The sequence below is a fragment of the Peribacillus sp. FW305-BF15 genome (assembly GCF_058783805.1).
The window spans coordinates 40,379-58,098 of sequence record NZ_JBYSYV010000030.1 but is presented as its reverse complement, the minus strand read 5'-3'; the positions used below and the strand labels follow the sequence as shown (position 1 = coordinate 58,098).

Annotated in this window: 17 protein-coding genes and 1 pseudogene; 13 read left to right on the top strand and 5 right to left on the bottom strand. The window is 39.8% G+C overall.

What is annotated here, in order from left to right; genetic code table 11:
• Nucleotides 1–218: 218 nt before the first annotated feature.
• Nucleotides 219–872, bottom strand: a complete 654-nt coding sequence (locus AC3WLU_RS23760; protein WP_400449649.1) for a cupin domain-containing protein — start codon at nt 870–872, stop codon at nt 219–221.
• A gap of 332 nt (nt 873–1,204) precedes the next feature.
• Between AC3WLU_RS23760 and AC3WLU_RS23755 the strand changes: the two genes are divergently transcribed.
• From AC3WLU_RS23755 to AC3WLU_RS23740, 4 genes and pseudogenes are all read left to right on the top strand, one after another.
• On the top strand, nt 1,205–3,097 hold the full coding sequence (locus AC3WLU_RS23755) for an OPT family oligopeptide transporter (protein WP_063576869.1): 1,893 nt from the start codon (nt 1,205–1,207) through the stop codon (nt 3,095–3,097).
• Nucleotides 3,087–3,452 (top strand): PqqD family protein, encoded by a 366-nt coding sequence (locus AC3WLU_RS23750; protein ID WP_057278372.1) that lies wholly within the window; start codon nt 3,087–3,089, stop codon nt 3,450–3,452. The genes AC3WLU_RS23755 and AC3WLU_RS23750 overlap by 11 nt, the downstream gene beginning before the upstream one ends.
• A 258-nt stretch (nt 3,453–3,710) precedes the next feature.
• Nucleotides 3,711–4,409 (top strand): annotated as a pseudogene (locus AC3WLU_RS23745) (SDR family NAD(P)-dependent oxidoreductase).
• Between the two features lie 147 nt (nt 4,410–4,556).
• Nucleotides 4,557–5,165, top strand: coding sequence for a methyltransferase (locus AC3WLU_RS23740; RefSeq protein ID WP_492598039.1), 609 nt, complete (start codon nt 4,557–4,559; stop codon nt 5,163–5,165).
• 85 nt (nt 5,166–5,250) lie between these two features.
• On the opposite strand, the gene asnB is transcribed toward AC3WLU_RS23740, so the two are convergent.
• Together asnB and AC3WLU_RS23730 are read right to left on the bottom strand one after the other, a co-directional pair.
• Nucleotides 5,251–7,134 (bottom strand): asparagine synthase (glutamine-hydrolyzing), encoded by a 1,884-nt coding sequence (gene asnB, locus AC3WLU_RS23735; RefSeq protein WP_492598038.1) that lies wholly within the window; start codon nt 7,132–7,134, stop codon nt 5,251–5,253.
• Nucleotides 7,135–7,533: 399 nt separating this feature from the next.
• The gene (locus tag AC3WLU_RS23730) at nt 7,534–8,250 is read right to left on the bottom strand and encodes a GntR family transcriptional regulator (RefSeq protein WP_057278475.1); all 717 of its coding nucleotides are present in this window, start codon (nt 8,248–8,250) and stop codon (nt 7,534–7,536) included.
• A gap of 280 nt (nt 8,251–8,530) precedes the next feature.
• Here AC3WLU_RS23730 and AC3WLU_RS23725 point away from each other — a divergent pair, with 280 nt between their 5' ends.
• Genes AC3WLU_RS23725 through chbG form a run of 5 tightly spaced genes read left to right on the top strand, consistent with a single transcriptional unit; the run spans nt 8,531 to nt 12,626 of the window.
• Nucleotides 8,531–8,839 (top strand): PTS sugar transporter subunit IIB, encoded by a 309-nt coding sequence (locus AC3WLU_RS23725; RefSeq protein ID WP_403190510.1) that lies wholly within the window; start codon nt 8,531–8,533, stop codon nt 8,837–8,839.
• A gap of 4 nt (nt 8,840–8,843) precedes the next feature.
• Complete coding sequence (locus AC3WLU_RS23720) at nt 8,844–10,193, top strand: PTS sugar transporter subunit IIC (protein ID WP_048684683.1); 1,350 nt, start codon at nt 8,844–8,846, stop codon at nt 10,191–10,193.
• Between the two features lie 17 nt (nt 10,194–10,210).
• Nucleotides 10,211–10,558: a PTS sugar transporter subunit IIA gene (locus AC3WLU_RS23715; protein ID WP_095678825.1), complete on the top strand. Its 348-nt coding sequence runs from the start codon at nt 10,211–10,213 to the stop codon at nt 10,556–10,558.
• Entirely contained in the window at nt 10,555–11,898 is a 1,344-nt protein-coding gene (locus tag AC3WLU_RS23710) for a 6-phospho-beta-glucosidase (protein ID WP_098865156.1), read from the top strand. The genes AC3WLU_RS23715 and AC3WLU_RS23710 overlap by 4 nt, the downstream gene beginning before the upstream one ends.
• Nucleotides 11,895–12,626 carry a chitin disaccharide deacetylase gene (gene chbG, locus AC3WLU_RS23705; protein ID WP_492598037.1) on the top strand — a complete coding sequence of 244 codons (732 nt, stop codon included), beginning with the start codon at nt 11,895–11,897 and terminating at the stop codon, nt 12,624–12,626. The genes AC3WLU_RS23710 and chbG overlap by 4 nt, the downstream gene beginning before the upstream one ends.
• A gap of 63 nt (nt 12,627–12,689) precedes the next feature.
• On the opposite strand, the gene AC3WLU_RS23700 is transcribed toward chbG, so the two are convergent.
• Together AC3WLU_RS23700 and AC3WLU_RS23695 are read right to left on the bottom strand one after the other, a co-directional pair.
• Nucleotides 12,690–13,871 (bottom strand): NAD(P)/FAD-dependent oxidoreductase, encoded by a 1,182-nt coding sequence (locus AC3WLU_RS23700; protein WP_063575153.1) that lies wholly within the window; start codon nt 13,869–13,871, stop codon nt 12,690–12,692.
• Between the two features lie 38 nt (nt 13,872–13,909).
• Entirely contained in the window at nt 13,910–14,347 is a 438-nt protein-coding gene (locus AC3WLU_RS23695; protein ID WP_057276363.1) for a helical membrane plugin domain-containing protein, read from the bottom strand.
• 291 nt (nt 14,348–14,638) lie between these two features.
• On the opposite strand from AC3WLU_RS23695, the gene AC3WLU_RS23690 reads away from it, so the two are divergent.
• From AC3WLU_RS23690 to AC3WLU_RS23675, 4 genes are all read left to right on the top strand, one after another.
• Nucleotides 14,639–14,932: a hypothetical protein gene (locus tag AC3WLU_RS23690; RefSeq protein WP_134402162.1), complete on the top strand. Its 294-nt coding sequence runs from the start codon at nt 14,639–14,641 to the stop codon at nt 14,930–14,932.
• A gap of 398 nt (nt 14,933–15,330) precedes the next feature.
• Entirely contained in the window at nt 15,331–15,786 is a 456-nt protein-coding gene (locus AC3WLU_RS23685) for an SMI1/KNR4 family protein (protein WP_098184618.1), read from the top strand.
• A gap of 72 nt (nt 15,787–15,858) precedes the next feature.
• Nucleotides 15,859–16,566, top strand: coding sequence for a response regulator transcription factor (locus tag AC3WLU_RS23680; RefSeq protein WP_098865062.1), 708 nt, complete (start codon nt 15,859–15,861; stop codon nt 16,564–16,566).
• Nucleotides 16,563–17,624 carry a sensor histidine kinase gene (locus AC3WLU_RS23675; protein WP_492598036.1) on the top strand — a complete coding sequence of 354 codons (1,062 nt, stop codon included), beginning with the start codon at nt 16,563–16,565 and terminating at the stop codon, nt 17,622–17,624. The genes AC3WLU_RS23680 and AC3WLU_RS23675 overlap by 4 nt, the downstream gene beginning before the upstream one ends.
• Nucleotides 17,625–17,720: the final 96 nt, after the last annotated feature.

Genomic DNA, 17,720 nt, shown 5'->3' with positions numbered 1-17,720 from the left:
CTCCCCGACCGCCCGCGGAAAGCGAGTGCCTGGAGTGGAAATCAACGTCCAAATTGTACAAGCCATAAAAATAGACATACTCGATTTTCATCGAGTTTGTCTACAGTCTGGGCAATGGAGAACCCTTATGTAATAGGGTTCTCCATTGTTTTCTCGATTCCGATATATTAGTTGTATAGGCCCTCGAACAGGGGGAATCATGCTCCCAATATCTATCTTCAATAATAATAATATGGGGGATTGGGCTTATATTGATAGTTGTAATCCGGGGCAGTATACATTTGGTTATCATGGTGATTAATATATTGAGGATATTGCTGTATGTCTTCTTCGGCCGCTCGATGGCAGTTGGCTGGCGGACCGATGAATGTTGATGGCTGAACTGGTGCAATTGCTTTTTTCCATTGGTTTTCATCCATGCAATAAGTATGAGCCATAATATTTGCAGGTGTCAATTTCAAGATATCTGAACCGAGGATCACCTCAGGTGTTGGTGCATTAAAAATGGCGAGCAAGTGGGTTTTATCAGCATTAGCCACTTCATAATGCCACCAACCTTGTGGGACGTTGGCTACTTGACCGGGTTTAATGGGGTAATTTTGAATTTGCTTTGTAAATGGATTCAGTAAGGAAACGGTTGCCGCTCCAGAAATGCAATACACTAGCTCCGCTGCATTTTGGTGATAATGCGGTTCTACGACATTGTCTGTACTAAGGTAAATATCTAATAATGAAACATTTTCGAGGGTATTTAATTGTTTAACACCTAATGAGTTAATATAGTTTTGATTGTCTTTTTTCATGAAATTGCTTTTATTGACATCGAAAAAGAATTGTGTGGATGGTGAAGTATAGTCCATATAGGAGACCATGAATTTATCATTCCTTTTTTAAGACTTGATTTTTCAGGATATGTTAAATCTCATTCTAATGTGCACTTACCCAGTGGTTATGTCCCTATCGAGGTGATAAGGGTTGCTGATGATACTGTCATTGAATGAATGATAGACAGTGACTTCGGGTAACGGATTAGTCATGGTTATTATATCAATATTATTTTATATATTTTATAACCGAAACTACTAATCTGATTATTGGATATAATCAAACTTTTAATAAGCAGAATTTCCCCATTGCGTGACTTTAAATTACAGTGATATAATGTTCTCTGTGATTTTAAAGTTTAACATAGGAAGTGGCTAAATTGTCGAACAATTCAAAAGAGAGTAAATTCGTCCCGTACGTTTCTGCATCTAAATCTCTACCGGAATTGACTGCAACTGCAATCATTCTAGGGATCATTCTTGCAATCGTATTCGGGGCGGCAAATGCATACTTAGGCCTACTTATTGGTTTAACTGTCTCTGCTTCTATACCCGCGGCGGTAATTTCAATGGCCATATTAAGAGGGGTTTTTCGCAGGGATTCAATATTAGAAAACAATATTGTGCAAACGATGACCACGGCAGGTGAGGCTATTGGTGCCGGTGCTGTATTTACCATTCCGGCATTATTCATGTGGGACATGGACGTGAGTCAAGCATTCATCATTTTCGTAGTATTAACTGGGGGATTTTTAGGGGTCTTCATGATGGTTCCCCTTCGCCAGCTTTTGATTGTAAGGGAGCATGAAACATTGCCTTATCCAGAAGGTACGGCATGTGCCGAGGTCCTGAAGTCAGGAGAAAAGGGCGGTACAAGCGCCAAGCTAATCGGAGCCGGTTTGGTAATTGGCGGTGTTGTTAAAGGGCTTGGTGATGGATTTAAGCTTTTCAAGACAGAGGTTGAAACAGGGATCACTAATTTTAAAAATGCAGTGGTTGGTCTTGATGCCTTTCCTTCCCTTTTGGGTGTAGGGTACATTATTGGACCGCGTGTTGCAGGACAAATGCTAGGTGGGGGTTTATTAGCCTGGGTCGTTTTAATACCGGCCATCAGCTTTTTTGGCGGAAACAATGGGACAGCCATTTTCCCTTCTGATGTACCAATCGGTGAATTGGATGCATGGGGAATTTGGGATAATTATATTCGCTATATTGGTGCTGGTGCCGTTGCAACGGGCGGATTGATCACTTTGATCAAAACATTACCAATACTTTTCAGTTCAGTTATTGATACTCTTAAAGGCGTAAAAGCCAATAAAGGACAACTAAAATCGGGTTCTATCCGTACAGAACAAGACATACCGGCTAAATACGTTTGGTTGGGTACGATCATCTTAATTTTAATCATTGCTTTCACACCTATAACGGATGTAGGAATCATCGGTGCGATTGCAATCGCGATTTTTGGATTTTTATTCGTGACAGTGGCTTCAAGGGTTGTTGGAATCGTCGGAAGTTCGTCTTCCCCTGTTTCTGGAATGACAATCGCCACTCTATTGATTGTTGCGATTGTCTATAAGGCAACTGGTTTTACTGGTACGACTGGAATGGTAGCCGCTTTAACCGTCGCTGCAATCATTTGTACAGCGCTTGCGGTTTCAGGTGATGTTTCTCAGGATCTAAAAACAGGATATATCGTCGGCGGAACACCATGGAAACAACAAGTTGCCATGATGATCGGTGTTGTTGCATCCGCTTCTGTCATTGGTTTTATCCTGGTTCTTATGGATAACGCATATACGATGGGTTCTGCAGAACTGCCTGCACCTAAAGCGGCTCTTATGAAAATACTTGCCGAAGGTGTTTTAGGGGGAGATTTACCTTGGACTCTGATCTTTATCGGTGCGGCTATTTCTATTACATTAGAGTTTTTCGGTTTGAATTCACTTGTTGTTGCAGTGGGCATATACTTGCCGGTTCATACTAGTGCGCCAATCATGATCGGTGGATTTATTCGATTCTTCGTTGAGTTCTTCTCGAAAACAAAAGAAGCGCTTAAAGCACGGGTTGACAGAGGTGTATTATTTGCCTCTGGTTTAATAGCGGGTGAATCATTGATTGGTGTTCTTATTGCCATATTGATCGCAGCAGGTGTCCAAGTTCCGGCTGCGGCTAAATTAGCCAGCAATTTGCTGCCATTCTTATTATTCCTTGCTCTAGCTGGATTGCTTTGGTTCGTATCCAGCAAAGGGAAAAAAGAAGATGCTTCGTAAACGCCAATCAAAAAAGAGGAACCTGCTAACCATGGTTCCCCTTTTGGAAAGACGCGTCACTATGGTGCAAGAATCTTCGGAAGCCACTTTTTTGGTCATTCAAAGGACCAATTTTGTGGAAAGAATGACCATTCGTTTCTTAAAACAGCCATCAGTCCGTAAAATCAAGCTTGATAAGTTTGGAGCATATGCTATTAAACAGATGGAGTTCCAAAGGAATGTAAATCAGATCTCTGAAGCGATGAGTGAACATTTTGGTGAGGAAGCGGAACCAGCCTTACCGAGGTTGATGAAATTCCTGGAAATTCTAGAGGCTCATGATTGGATCATATGGGATGATGAAGAAGAAAAATGAAAAAAAGCTGAAGCACTTCTGGGTGCTTCAGCTTTTTCTGTATTGGTACAAAATTTACCACATCTGCATTTTACGAAATTAGACTATAGGCATAATTATTTGTAACTTTATATGCGTTGTATTCTTGTACTGTTAGTCATGATTAATAAAGCAAAACTATTCATATTTTGAAGAGCAGGTGGTTTATCATGGGGAGAGTACAAGGTAAAGTTAGTGAAAGGTGGAGCTTCAGGCATTGGGTTATCCATATCCCCACTAATGGCTAAAGAAAGCGCAAAAGTCGTGATTGCTGATTTTAATGAAGCAGGAGCAAAAGAAGCGGCCGAAAACATTAAAAAACAAGGTGGGGAAGCAGCTGGAGTATTTTTGGATGCTGGACAAGCAGACTCCATTTAGGCAGCAGTCGACTTTACCATTGAACAATATGGAACGGTTACGGTACTCGTTAATAATGTGGGTTTAACTAACCTGCATAAAGATCTGGATGTCGTGAACTTAGATTTGGAAGAATGGAAATGACTTATGGACGTGAATTTAAAAAGTGTGCTATTGGGAAGCAGGTTTGCGATTCCTCACATGATTAAAGCTGGAGGAGGTTCAATTATCAATACGGCCTCAATGGCCGGATTTACAGGTGACTCCGTACGATCCGCATATGGTGCGTCCAAGCGGGTGTAGTGAATTTGACTCGTTATCTCGCCTGCACAGTATGGTAAAGATCATATTCGTTGTAATGGAGTGGCACCAGGTCTCATTTTAACTCCTGCAGCGAAAAATAATATGCCTCAGGCCGTACTCGATATTTTTGGCGAATTCAAAGCATTGCCATATCATGGTGAAGCGGATGATTTCGGTTATACCGTACTATTCCTTGCATCTGACGAGTCCAAATTCATTACAGGGTCAGACGATCCAAATGGAAGGCGGTCATCATATAGCCAACCCAAGCATCTCTGATTTTAATGATTATGTAACGAGAGCAAAATCCAATTAATTGTCTGGACATTCATATAACAAAACATTACCCTGGATAAGATCAACGCTTTCCGGGGTTTTTAGTTAGGACGCCCTTTATTAAAAAACATGAAGCAGGTGCATATAACAATGGAAGTAAAAAATTATGATGAAATGCTGAACATCAGGACGGAAGGTGAACAAAAAAAATTCAATGATTCTTTGCATTATCATCGATATGAACCTACGCCATACAGCGCATTAGAACATTTATTCAAAGAATATCCACTGAAAAGAAATGATCGCATTGTGGATTTTGGATGCGGTAAAGGACGCTTGAATTTTTTCATCCATCACTTCTATCAATCATCTGTGGTTGGCGTGGAAATGAATGAAAATTTCTATAAAGAAGCGATCGAGAATCTGAATGGCTACATGAAAAAAAGGAAAAACGACAATAACGATATAGAATTCCACTGTTGCTTGGCAGAAGAATATGATATTGATAAGCAGGACAATCATTTTTATTTCTTTAATCCGTTCTCGGTACAGATTTTCATGAAAATCATCAATAACATTTTGCTTTCCTTTGAAAAAGAACCGCGCCAAATCGAACTGATATTATATTATGCTTCACAGGATTATATTTTTTTCCTCGAAAATCAAACCGCTTTCGAGCTGAAAAACGAAGTGATATTACCTGGCTTGACTGAATCTAATCCTTTTGAGAAATTCGTCATATACCAATTGTTATATTGAATGGATACTCGTTTTTCGGTGATAAAAAAACCCAAGCAATCTTTCATGGATGCTTGGGTGCAAAGAGTGAAGCCAATAAAGGTGTTTAATATAAAGCGGATTGTAAATTCTTTTGGGGCTCAAATCGTTTTTCTATATAAATTTGATGCCAAGTCATAAACGTAAAAATGGTCCAGAGCTTCCGGCTGTTGTCCGCTTTATTATTTACATGGTTTTCAAGTAATTCTATAATTTGCGCTTTATTAAAAAGGTAGTCAGTCGGGCTTTCCTGGATTAACCTTACTGCCCAATCGTATAACTCATCCTTCAGCCAATGTCGTATCGGAACAGGAAAGCCTAGCTTTTTTCTGCTCCATACATGTTCCGGCACTATCCCGCGGGCAGCTTTTCGGAGCATGTATTTGGTCGTTCCATTTCTCACTTTTTGATCCATATTAAGTTTTGAAGCCGTATTGAAAACGCATTTATCCAAAAAGGGAACTCTCACCTCTAAAGAATTCGCCATGGACATTTTATCTGCCTTCAATAAAATATCACCTTTTAGCCAAGTTTGAATATCAATGTTTTGCATTTGGGTTATAGGATCATACCCTAAAGAACTTGAATAGATGGGATTTGTCACTTTCTCATTTTCTAGTCCGTTGAGATAATTCACAAGTAGTCGTTTTTTCTCTTTCTCGCCGAATATGTTTGCGTTCCCGATATATCGGTTTTCTAAAGGTGTCACTCCACGCTCTATAAAACTCTTTCCTCTAACACCTTCTGGCAAAACAGAGGAAATCGTCTTCAACACTTTGTTCAATGATGTTGGAAAATAGGAAAACATGCGCAGGGAATGGGGCTCCCGGTATATATTATATCCGCCGAATAACTCATCTGCCCCCTCACCGGACAAAGCGACCTTGACGTGTTTTTTAGCTTCCCGGGCGACAAAATATAGTGGAACGGCAGCGGGGTCCGCTAAAGGGTCATCCATATGCCAGATGATCTTCGGGAGTTCCGCCAAGAATTCTTCAGGACTAATGATATAACTTATATTTTCTACATTAAGTGCGGCTGCTGTTTCCTGTGCAACGTTTATTTCACTATATCCATCTCTTTCGAACCCAACAGAAAAAGTTTTGATCTTAGGGTTAATCTCTTTTGCGATGGAGCAGATAAATGATGAATCAATCCCGCCCGATAAAAAAGATCCAACTGGAACATCACTTCTCATATGGACGTTTACGGAATCCATCAGAGTGTCTTGTATTTCTTTTAGGACCTTTGAATCGTCTATATTGGAAGGGTGAAAAATAGGTTTCCAGAACCTTTCTATATCCATTTTCTTTCCTGGTTCTTTAGTGAAGTAATGTCCAGGTAATAACTTTTCAATATTCTTGGATAGGGTCGATGGTTCGGGAACATATTGAAAACTAAGAAAATGCTGTAATGAATTCACATCCAGCTCGTCATTCATGGCTGTCAAAATACTCTTTTTTTCTGATGCAAAATAAGTAACATCATCTTGCTCACAATAGAAAAAAGGCTTGATTCCAAAGTGGTCCCTTGCACCAAAAAGCTTTAGCTCGATTTTATCCCAAATGACAAAAGAGAACATGCCTCGCAATTTCTGGACAGTTTGCTCTTTTTGGCTACTAAAGAGGGCCAATATTACTTCCGTATCAGAATCTGTCGTAAACTCATATCCTTCATCAATGAGTTCTTTTCTTAGTTCAATATAATTATAGATTTCGCCATTGAAAATGATCCAATATCTTTCATTTTCATATGAAAGGGGTTGGTTTCCATTATCTATATCGATTATGCTTAATCTCCTAAATCCAAAATTCACAAATTCATCAAAGAAATATCCTTCATCATCCGGCCCCCTATGGGTAATGATCGTGTTCATCTTCTGAATCGTTTCTTTCATATTTGAATTTATGGCTTTCGGATATTCGTGAATACATCCAACAAAACCGCACATAAAATCCACCTGCCTAATTTATTAATAGTAAGAGATTTCCTAATAACTTTTATTAATACTTTCAAAAAATAGGTACAAAGTTGAATGCCAATGTAAATAGAATGGAATCTCCTAGTCTTCTAGATTAGGTGATTATGATATATTTGTCAATTTTACTCATAAAATGAATGTATTTGTAATTATGTAAAAATATATAAGATGCGCAACAAAAAGAGGCAATCGTTATGATTGCCTCTAAAAGAAAATTAAGTTTGCATGCAGTTTTTATTAAAAAAACGTTCCAGTTGATTGGAGGGGGGCCCTGGTGTGGAATTCAACGTTCCAATCTTACAAACACTAAAAAAAATCGAATTTGTCTACAGACTATGATGCCTTAATTAATAAGGCATCCGTCTTATTTCAATAGTTCCGTTCGATGACAAAGTGAGCACGATCGCCTCTAAAGAGAGTTTTAGAGAATTCAATGACCGATCCGTCATTCTCATATGTGTAAGTTTCCAATGAAAAACAAGGTGAGCCGTTCGGTACGTCCAACTTGTCAGAAATGGAATCGTCGGCAAGTGAAAACTCCAAGTGTTCGACCGTTTTTTTTACTTTTAAATTGAATTGTGTCTCAAGTACTTTAAAGAGTGATTTTTCACAGGCTTCGATATTAAGCCCGGGTGTTTTATACCAAGGGAGAAAGGCAATTTCATATTGAAGGGGGATATCGTTTACGTAACGTATCCGTTCCAGTTTATTTACGGGGTCTCCAATATTTTGTTTGAAAAGCTTGGCAAGGGTAGCGTTTGCTTCAATCACCTTTAAGCTAATGACCTTTGTTGAAGGGTTTTTACCTTGCATCGTGACTTGCTCAGAGAACTTTTCAACCGTGCTTGTAAGAAATTGCTTCACTTTATTCTCCGAAACGAAAGTACCTTTGCCTTGGACACGGTAAATATAGCCTTCGACGTTCAATTGCTGTAAGGCCGTGCGAACTGTTGTCCTGCTTACTCCGTATATTTTACAAAATTCAGCCTCAGTCGGTAATTTTGTATTTGTTTGATATTCGCCATTTTTTATGAGATCGATAATCGATTCCTTAACTATGGAATGCAATGCCGCTTCTTTATTCATGGTCTCCACAGTGATTCCTCCTATGCTCATTCCCAATATATACATATAGATTATCTCGGATAAGTACAATAATCAACTTTAATTCACAAATTTGTAGTAACAAATTTAAATTTGTGTTGATATTTTTTCGATTTGTAACTACAATGTATGTATGGAGGCAATAATACCCATTTCATCCAAGGGAAGTGATAAAAAAGTAACATCGGTTATTTATAAGAAAACGGTTTCAACTCACTTGAAAATACTGAATAATCAATCATTAAAAAGGGGGGTAATTTCAATGAATATCTTATTATGTTGTTCTGCAGGGATGTCTACTAGTTTATTAGTTACCAAGATGGAGGAAAGTGCTAAAAACCAAGGGGTAGAGTGTCATATATGGGCAGTTGGTTCTACAGAAGTTAACAATGAAATGGATAAGGCCGATGTTATTTTATTAGGTCCGCAGGTTAGATATCTTCTTTCCAAGCTACAGGAAGCGGGGAAAGAAAAGGGAATTCCAGTCGCAACCATCAATCCGATGTTCTATGGACTATGTAATGGTGAAGAAGTGCTAAAACAAGCCACTACTTTAATAAAAGGAGAATAAGGATATGATGACTTTTATTGATAAGTATATTATGCCTGGGGCGGTAAAGGTAGGAAATAACCGGCATTTGCTTGCGATTCGTGACGCATTGATTGGAATGATAGCGATTACAATGATCGGTTCATTCGCCGTCCTGTTTAATAATCTTGGGCAAGTCATCAAGCCTTACGGGAGAATGATGGAGGCCATCTTCGGTCCTGCATGGAATACGCTTGGCGGTGATATTTGGTTTGGAACCTTTGCATTCATGACGGTATTCGCAGTATTCGGCATCTCTTATAAATTGGCACGGTCATACGGCGACGATGGTTTTGAAGCGATGTTGGTTTCCGCAGCCTGTTTCTTTTTATTATTACCTCAAATCGGAAATGTCACTTTAACCATCGATGATAAAGATGTTACTGGCGGGGCCTGGGGTTTTGTAAGCGTAAACTATTTTAATGCTACAGCCCTATTTACAGGAATTGTCGTTGCCTTAATAGCAACTGAAATCTTCGTAAGACTTTCCCGGGTAAAATATTTAGTCATCAAGCTTCCAGATGGAGTACCTCCAGCGGTAGCCCGTTCATTTGCAAAGTTAGTGCCGGGTATGGCAACGATCTTTATCGCTGGCGTATTCGGACTGCTATTCCGTAAAGCTACGGATGGGCAGGTACTGAATGACTGGCTGAGTAAAGTGATTGTATCTCCGTTACAAAGTGCAGTAGATTCATTGCCATTCGCTATTTTACTAGTTTTTCTTGTTCATTTATTATGGATGATCGGTTTGCATGGACCTAATATCCTTGGCGGGATAACGACACCGCTCTTTGAAAGTTCGGGTGTGAAAAATATCGATTTATATGCAAAAGGCGTCAAAGACATGGACCAATACGGCGTATTGGCGGGTTCTTTCCTGGATGCATTTGTATATTTAGGCGGATCTGGTGCAACATTGGGCCTTATCATTGCAATGATCATTGCCGGTCGGAAACGGTATAAACAGATGATTGCACTCGGAGGGGCGCCAGGAGTGTTCCAGATAAACGAACCCATTCTTTTCGGATTGCCTATCGTTCTGAATCCAATGTGGTTCATCCCATTTGTTCTCGGCCCGGTAATTACAACGGTGATATCTTATATTGCAGTAAGCAGCGGAATGGTTTTCCCGATCGTTGCTAAGATTCCATGGGTAACCCCTCCAATTGTGGGTGGATTCCTGGCCACAGGCGGGCATGTGTCTGGAGCGGTCCTGGCTGCAATCAACTTAGTCATTTCAACAGCGATTTATTTACCATTCGTTTATGCTCAAGTGAAGATAGACACAAAAAATGAAACAAAGCTTACAAAAGATTCAGAAACGCTAAGCCTTTAAGAAAGTAGTGATGAAAAATGGAAAAAGAAGAATTATACCAGCTATCCTTTCAATTGATTTTATATAGCGGGAATGCGAGAAGCTTTGCAATGGAAGCGTTGCAGGAGGCAAAGAAGAAGGATTTTGATTCTGCCCGTTTGAAAATCGCCGAGGCGGAAACAGAATTACTGCAAGCCCATAAATACCAAACCCAATTAATCCATGCTGAGGCAGGCGGGGACTCTTTTGATCTTCCGATTATACTGGTGCATGCACAAGATCATTTAATGACAGCGATGACTATGAAGGATCTTGCAATTGAAATGATCGATCTACGCGAAGAATTCTTACATGCAGATGCTGTGAAGGAGAGGACTGCTGAATGAGCAAGGGGTTGAAGATCGTCACGATTGGCGGAGGTTCGAGCTATACGCCTGAACTGATCGAAGGTTTCATCAAATATCATGAAGAACTTCCTGTGAGTGAAATTTGGCTCGTGGACATCGAAGCCGGAAAGGAAAAGCTTGAAATTGTCGGGAATTTGGCAAGAAGGATGATTGAAAAGGCTGGTGTGAATATTGAAGTCCATCTCACGCTGGATAGGAAGAAAGCGCTTAAAGGCGCTGATTATGTAACAACCCAGCTGCGGGTTGGCCAGCTCGCAGCCAGGGCTCTTGATGAAAAGATTCCATTGAAACACGGAGTGATCGGACAGGAGACGAATGGACCAGGCGGGCTTTTCAAGGCCTTTAGAACGATTCCCGTCATTCTGGATATTGCTCATGAGATGGAGGAATTATGTCCGGAAGCATGGCTGATTAACTTCACGAATCCTGCAGGAATGGTAACGGAAGCAGTTCTGCGTCACAGTAATATTTCCAAAATCATCGGACTCTGCAATGTGCCGATTGGGATGGAACGAGGTGTTGCGGATTTGATGGGTGTAGAACCATCAAGGGTCCGTATCGACTTTGCTGGGTTGAACCATATGGTTTACGGCTTGGATGTATTCGTTGATGGCGAGAGTGTCAAAGATCAAATCATCCAGTTGATTACTGATCCAGCTAAAGCTGTCACGATGAAGAATATCCATGCAATGGGCTGGGAGCCGGAATTCCTTAGAGCGTTGAACCTGTTTCCGTGTCCATACCACAATTACTATTATAAAACGGGTGATGTGCTGGCCCAAGAATTGAAGGATGCGGAAAAAGGAGAAACACGCGCAGAGGTCGTTCAAAGACTTGAAGCAGGTTTATTCGAGCTATACAAAGACCAGGATCTGGCTATCAAGCCGCCGCAGCTTGAAGAGCGCGGAGGTGCGTACTACAGTGATGCGGCTGTGCGGTTGATTTGCTCGATGCATACGGATAAGCGAGATATTCAAGCGGTGAATACGGTCAACCATGGTGCAATTGAAGGCATCCCGTACGGATCGGCGATTGAAACCAGTTGCGTGATAACTAAGGATGGACCTAAACCAATCAATGTAGGAGAGCTTCCTGTCGCTGTCCGCGGATTAATTCAGCAAATCAAATCCTTTGAAAGGGTAGCCATCGAAGCTGCAATTTCGGGGGACTATGATACTGCGTTGCTTGCCATGACGATCAATCCACTCGTTCCAAGCGACCGGGTTGCAAAACTTATCTTGGACGAAATGCTGGAGGCACATAAAGATTATTTGCCGCAGTTTTTTGAAAAAAAGGAGTTGCAGGATAATTTATCATGATTGAAGTCCTTGTAAATGCAGATGATTTTGGGTTAACTAAAGCGGTGAATTATGGGATTTTGGATAGCCACAAATATGGAATTGTCAATTCGGCAACAATCATGATGAATGCGAAAGCAACGGAGCATGCGATTGAAATCTCCAAGAAAACACCCTCGTTGAAGGTAGGTATTCACTTAGTCCTGACATGGGGTAAACCTTTGTTGAGTGATGTTCCGAGTTTGGTTGACGAATCTGGTTTCTTTAAGAAGCAAGGTACGGTATATGGGGATCCTGCCGGCATTTCCTTGAGCGAATTGGAGAGGGAGTGGTCAGCGCAAATCGAAAGATTTTTGGAATTTGGCCTATTCCCGACTCATTTCGACAGCCACCATCATGTACACGGGATCAAAGCATTTCTACCGGTTATTAAAAAGCTGTCAGATAAATATGGATTGCCAGTCCGTAATGCCGGAAGCCACCTTGCAGGGATTCAAACCGTTACAGATGTATTCCTGGATGATTTTTATGGAGAAATGGTGGTTGAAGATTACTTTCAAAACTTGAAAGGGAGAGTAATGGATGGGGAGAGTGTGGAGATAATGACCCATCCTGCTTATATGGATGAAGAATTGATGGAGGTCTCCTCTTATAATGATATACGCTTGAAAGAAACCAGGATATTGACAAAGGCTAAATTACCTGAGGGATTTTCCCTTAGATTCAGCATCAACCAAGTAAAGATTTGATTTTAAAAGAGGACCATTCATCAAAAGATGAATGGTCCTCTTTTATTGTGCTCTATCTTAGAATTAATAAGCCAGGCTGAATAGGGCTTTGATGTGTGATAGGTAACGAACATTACTTGCTTCCTTCATCAATGTAGCCGGAAGGCCTTTAAGGGACGTGTTATTGGCCCCAACGGTTGCCACTGCATCCTTACGGCCAAGGCTCGCAAGTGTACCTGAGTTTACAGGTGAGAATTCTTCAAGCTTCTTGCCTTCAAATGCTGCATATAGGTTGTATCCAACAAGCTCACCCATTTGCCAAGCATTTTGTGCAGTAGGAGCATATGGACGGCCGCCTTCTGGAGGGAAAGCAACGGCACTGTCGCCGACAACGAATACGTCTTTATGGGATTTGGATTGCAAATACTCATTGACGGTTGCTTTGCCGCGATCCACTTCAAGGCCTGATTCGCCTACGATAGGAAGAGCCGCAACTCCGCCTGTCCAAACAAGCGTATTGGCCGTTATCGTTTGTCCGTCTTTCAATTCGATTTGATTTCCTTTAACACCCGTTACAGGCAGACCTGTCAGGAATTCAACGCCGCGTGCTTCCAAGCTTGTCATGGCACGTTCGATTAAGTGATCAGGCAGGACCGGAAGGATTTTTGGCCCAGCTTCCACAAGCTTGATTTTCAAATCCTTGAAGTCCACTCCGAACTTTTTGGCGATTTTAGGGAAATGATCCACGATTTCACCGATTAACTCAACGCCCGTCAATCCGCCGCCGCCAATCACGATGGTTGCGTCCGCTTCATTATTCGTTTGAGAATATTCGCGGATGCGATCTTCGATATGTTTGTAAATCTTGTTAGCATCATTTACGGATTTCAAGACCATGCTGTTTTCCTCAAGTCCCGGAATGCCGAAGAATCCTGTTTGGCTTCCCAAAGCAACAACCAGGGCATCATAAGATAATGTGGAACCATTGGCAAGTTTCACTTCTTTATTATCGACCGAGAATGACTCCACTTTGGAAATGACAAGGTCGATATCTTTTCCTTTGAAAAGCTTTTCCAAAGGAATGGAAACGGCTTGTTCAGAAATGGATCCGCCTGCAAGACGGTGCAATTCGGTGATGATTTGGTGCGTTGGAAATTGGTTCACCACTGTAACCTGCACTTCATCCTTTTTGTAATATTCACGTACGGATAAGGCAGATAGTAATCCTGCGTAACCTGCACCTAAGATGACGATTTGTTTTGACATAGTTAATCCCCCGTCCTTACTGATTGAAAGTTATCAAATTATTTTTGGTTTTTACGTTCTGAAGAGACTTCAAGAAAAGCTTGGGCGAAACGGAAAAGCTTTTGTGCTTGCGGATCTTTCAACATTTTTAACAGACCAAAAAGACCGATCACATCATTATTCGCTTCTGCACGATCCTTAGCTTCGATGGCATTTGCCGCAAGCCCTTTCACTGAATGGACTACAGGTGTCGCGATCTCCGAAATGGCGCTGACCGTATCATTTTTCAACACATCATCAGTCGCAACCGATTGAGCGAAATCATAAGACTTTGTTAAAATATTCACTAACTCAGTCAGTTTTGGTAACTGCTCGACTAAAGTGTTCAATGATTCCTGAACCTCAGGCTTTAAAAGCTGATCTAAGATATCCAATTGCTCTTGGTTTGCAGAAATATTAAGTGTTTCATGTTCAGGTTTTGAGATTACATCTACCATATCTAATTCCCCTTTAAACTTAATTATTTTGATTTATGTTTTTTCCGCCGATACTACTAATCATACGACTCTAATCTCTTAATTTCAAATATTTCTTTTGTGATACGAATATAATTTTATCGTAATAATTAAGAGTTATTTGGTGGTTTTTTTGATTTATCTTAATATTCCAAAAGAGTATTAAGATTATTCTGGTTATAATACCTTAAATAAAGAGGGGATTAGAGGCATTCTACCTTGTCATTTCCTATAATAATAAATCTATAGCAGACGCCTTTTTGTTTTGCTATAATGTCCATAATCTTTGACGGAATGGGATTCGAGAATATTTTATCTGATTTAGGGTACATACTATTATCGGAATTGGAGTTGATGCCCTTGGTAGAACGCAGGATGTTAAAGGTACGTGGTGAGATTATCGAAATATCCTCTAGGTATAATGAAAAATATAGTAAATGGAATTGTACAGCTAAAGTTCCTAATAGTTCCATCATTGCTTATTGTCGTGACAAGAATAAGCTTCGTGCTGAAACAGTTTCTATGAGCAGGTTATTAATTACGTATGAAGACTATAAAATTGTTTGATAAATAGAGAAAAGGCGCCCAATCTTGAAGATGAAGTTGGCGCCTTTTTTATAGAATAATATTTTATCTGCGAAATCGGGAATATATCTTCGAAAATGGAGATATATCATCAAAAACTTCTGAATTATCTGTGAAAGTATACGATTTATCGATTTTTCGACAAAACTTCGATTAAAAAAAGCTACTTTCTTAGTGAAAAGCAACGAAATTGTCAAAAAATATATCAGAAAATACTGATAAGGATAGTAAAATTATGTTAATATATTCAAAAAAAGTATTATTTTCTAAAGTAATAATGAATAATTTATATTTAAAGGATCTCCATTAAGAAAAGGTATTTCTAAACAGCAATTAGTTCAATTGATTTTACTACAATAAAATGAAATGGAGTCGATACAATGGTGAGTATAACTGGATATGGGAAAGCGAGAGAAGAAGCAGTGAATAATTTTCAGGAGTTTGTGGGTTTTGAAATTCCTGAAGATTATAAACAATTTCTCCTTAAGCATAATGGCGGCACAACTACGGTTCAAAACTGTAAGTTTTATGTAGATGGATTAGACACACTTGTATGCTTACAAGCACTTTATGGATTAGAGCTTCTAGATAAAGAACTGGATTTACAGAAATGGCATGAAGAAAACAGAGAAGACTTACATAAGAATTGCATTATAATAGGTAATGATACATGTGCAGGTAAAATTTTGCTGATAAATAATGAAGAAGAAAAGGGAGTTTACTTCTGGGATCAAGGTTGGTATTCGGATCCATCAAGCCAGGATGAAAACATTTATAAAGTTGCATCGAGTTTTCAATCCTTCATTGAGGGCTTGAAAGTCCCGGAGGAAATCTAATTTTATTGTAATCCCCTTGATTGGCTCATGCCATTCAAGGTTTTTTATTGTCAGGTTAATGAGGAGATAAAAATGTATAAAATATTATTGGTTGAAGACGATCTCAAAATAGCTGGAATCTTGGTCAATTATTTAAAAAGGTACGGGTATGGGGTTTTTGAAGTGAAGCAACTGGACCAAGTTTTTGCGGAGTTCCAAGATATAAAGCCAGATTTGGTTTTATTGGATATTAATCTGCCCTATTATGATGGGTTCCATTGGTGCCGGCTAATAAGGACGGTTTCGAAGGTTCCTGTCATATTCATCTCTGCAAGGACAGATGAAATGAACCAAGTCATGGCCATTGAATATGGGGGAGATGACTATTTAACAAAACCGTTTCATTTGGAAGTGGTATTAGCGAAAATAAAGAGTGTCCTGCGTAGGGTGTATGGTGAATATGCGGATATATCTTCATTCCACCAGCAAGTAAAGGAAATGGAGGGATTAACGCTTTATACGGAAAAAGCGATGATCGAATATCAAGACAATCAGGTAGCGTTGACTCAAAATGAGTTGAAATTATTGAGTTGTTTACTACGACAGTATGACACCATCGTCTCGCGTGAAGAGTTACTTGAAGCATTATGGAATGATGATTCATTTGTTGATGACAATACATTGACCGTCAATGTCACAAGGGTACGGAGAAAACTTGAGGATATTGGCATCAAGCATGCCATAACAACTAGCAGGGGAAAAGGATACCGACTAAAAATAGTGCAAGGTGAAGAAAAGTGAAGCTGAAATCCTTTATTAAAGACCGTCTTTATTTTATTTTTTATACCGTTCTATTGGTAAGCCTGCTTATTATTGCTTATACATTATCCGTTCTGGAAGCGGGGAATCACATATCGATTTCAAATATCATCTATTTAATTATTCTCGCGTTGTTTATGATGCTTCTATTTTTAGCGGCCGATTACATAAGGCATTACCGTTTTCTTAATCAATTAGCAAGAATGAAGCAAGAAACGAGCTTGTCATTTGAATATGTCGAAGCCTTTAGGGAACCTTTGACAAATGAACAAAAGTTGTGGATGGAACTTTTTCAACAAATGAACAAGGTAACCATTGGTCAATTACAAGAACAAATCAAACAGAAGGAGCAATATGAGCTGTTGATTCATCAATGGGTTCATCAAATGAAGACACCTGTTTCAGTCATTTCCTTACTGATTCAAGAGGGCAAAAGGACATTTTCGAATGAGCCGATGAAGGATTATCTTAAAGAGATAGAAGAAGAAAATGATCGATTTCGCAGAGGGCTGGAAATTATATTGCACGGGGCAAGGCTGCAGCGTTTTTCGGAGGATGTAAAATCGGAGCGGGTTGACTTAAATAATCTAGTCAAGCAAGTGATTAACGAGGAAAAGAAACAGTTCATCAAACGGTTCATATATCCCAGGCTTGAAACGGAGCTTGAGAATGTATATGTGCATTCGGATCGTAAGTGGCTCCACTTCGCCATTAGTCAGGTGGTCTTTAATGCACTGAAGTATTCAAGGCAGGAAGAGCATGACAGCATAACGTTCAATATCATTGAAAAAGAGTCGGAGATTTTCCTTAGGATAACAGATCAGGGAATTGGAATCGTCCCACATGATGTAAAACGGGTGTTTGATCCATTCTTTACTGGTGAGAACGGGCGAGTCAAACAAGAGTCAACCGGAATGGGACTATATCTTGTGAAGGAAATCGTTAATAGACTTGGGCATGTCGTTACCATCCAATCGACTGTATCCGAAGGGACTACTGTGGAGTTTCTCTTTAAGACAAATATCTTACATGAAAGGTGACAGAATTGTAAGGGTGCTAAACGATTATGTAATAAACTTCGATGGGAGCCTCCCGCTTTATTCATTATACTTACGGTAAGAAAGGGAGGTATTTTC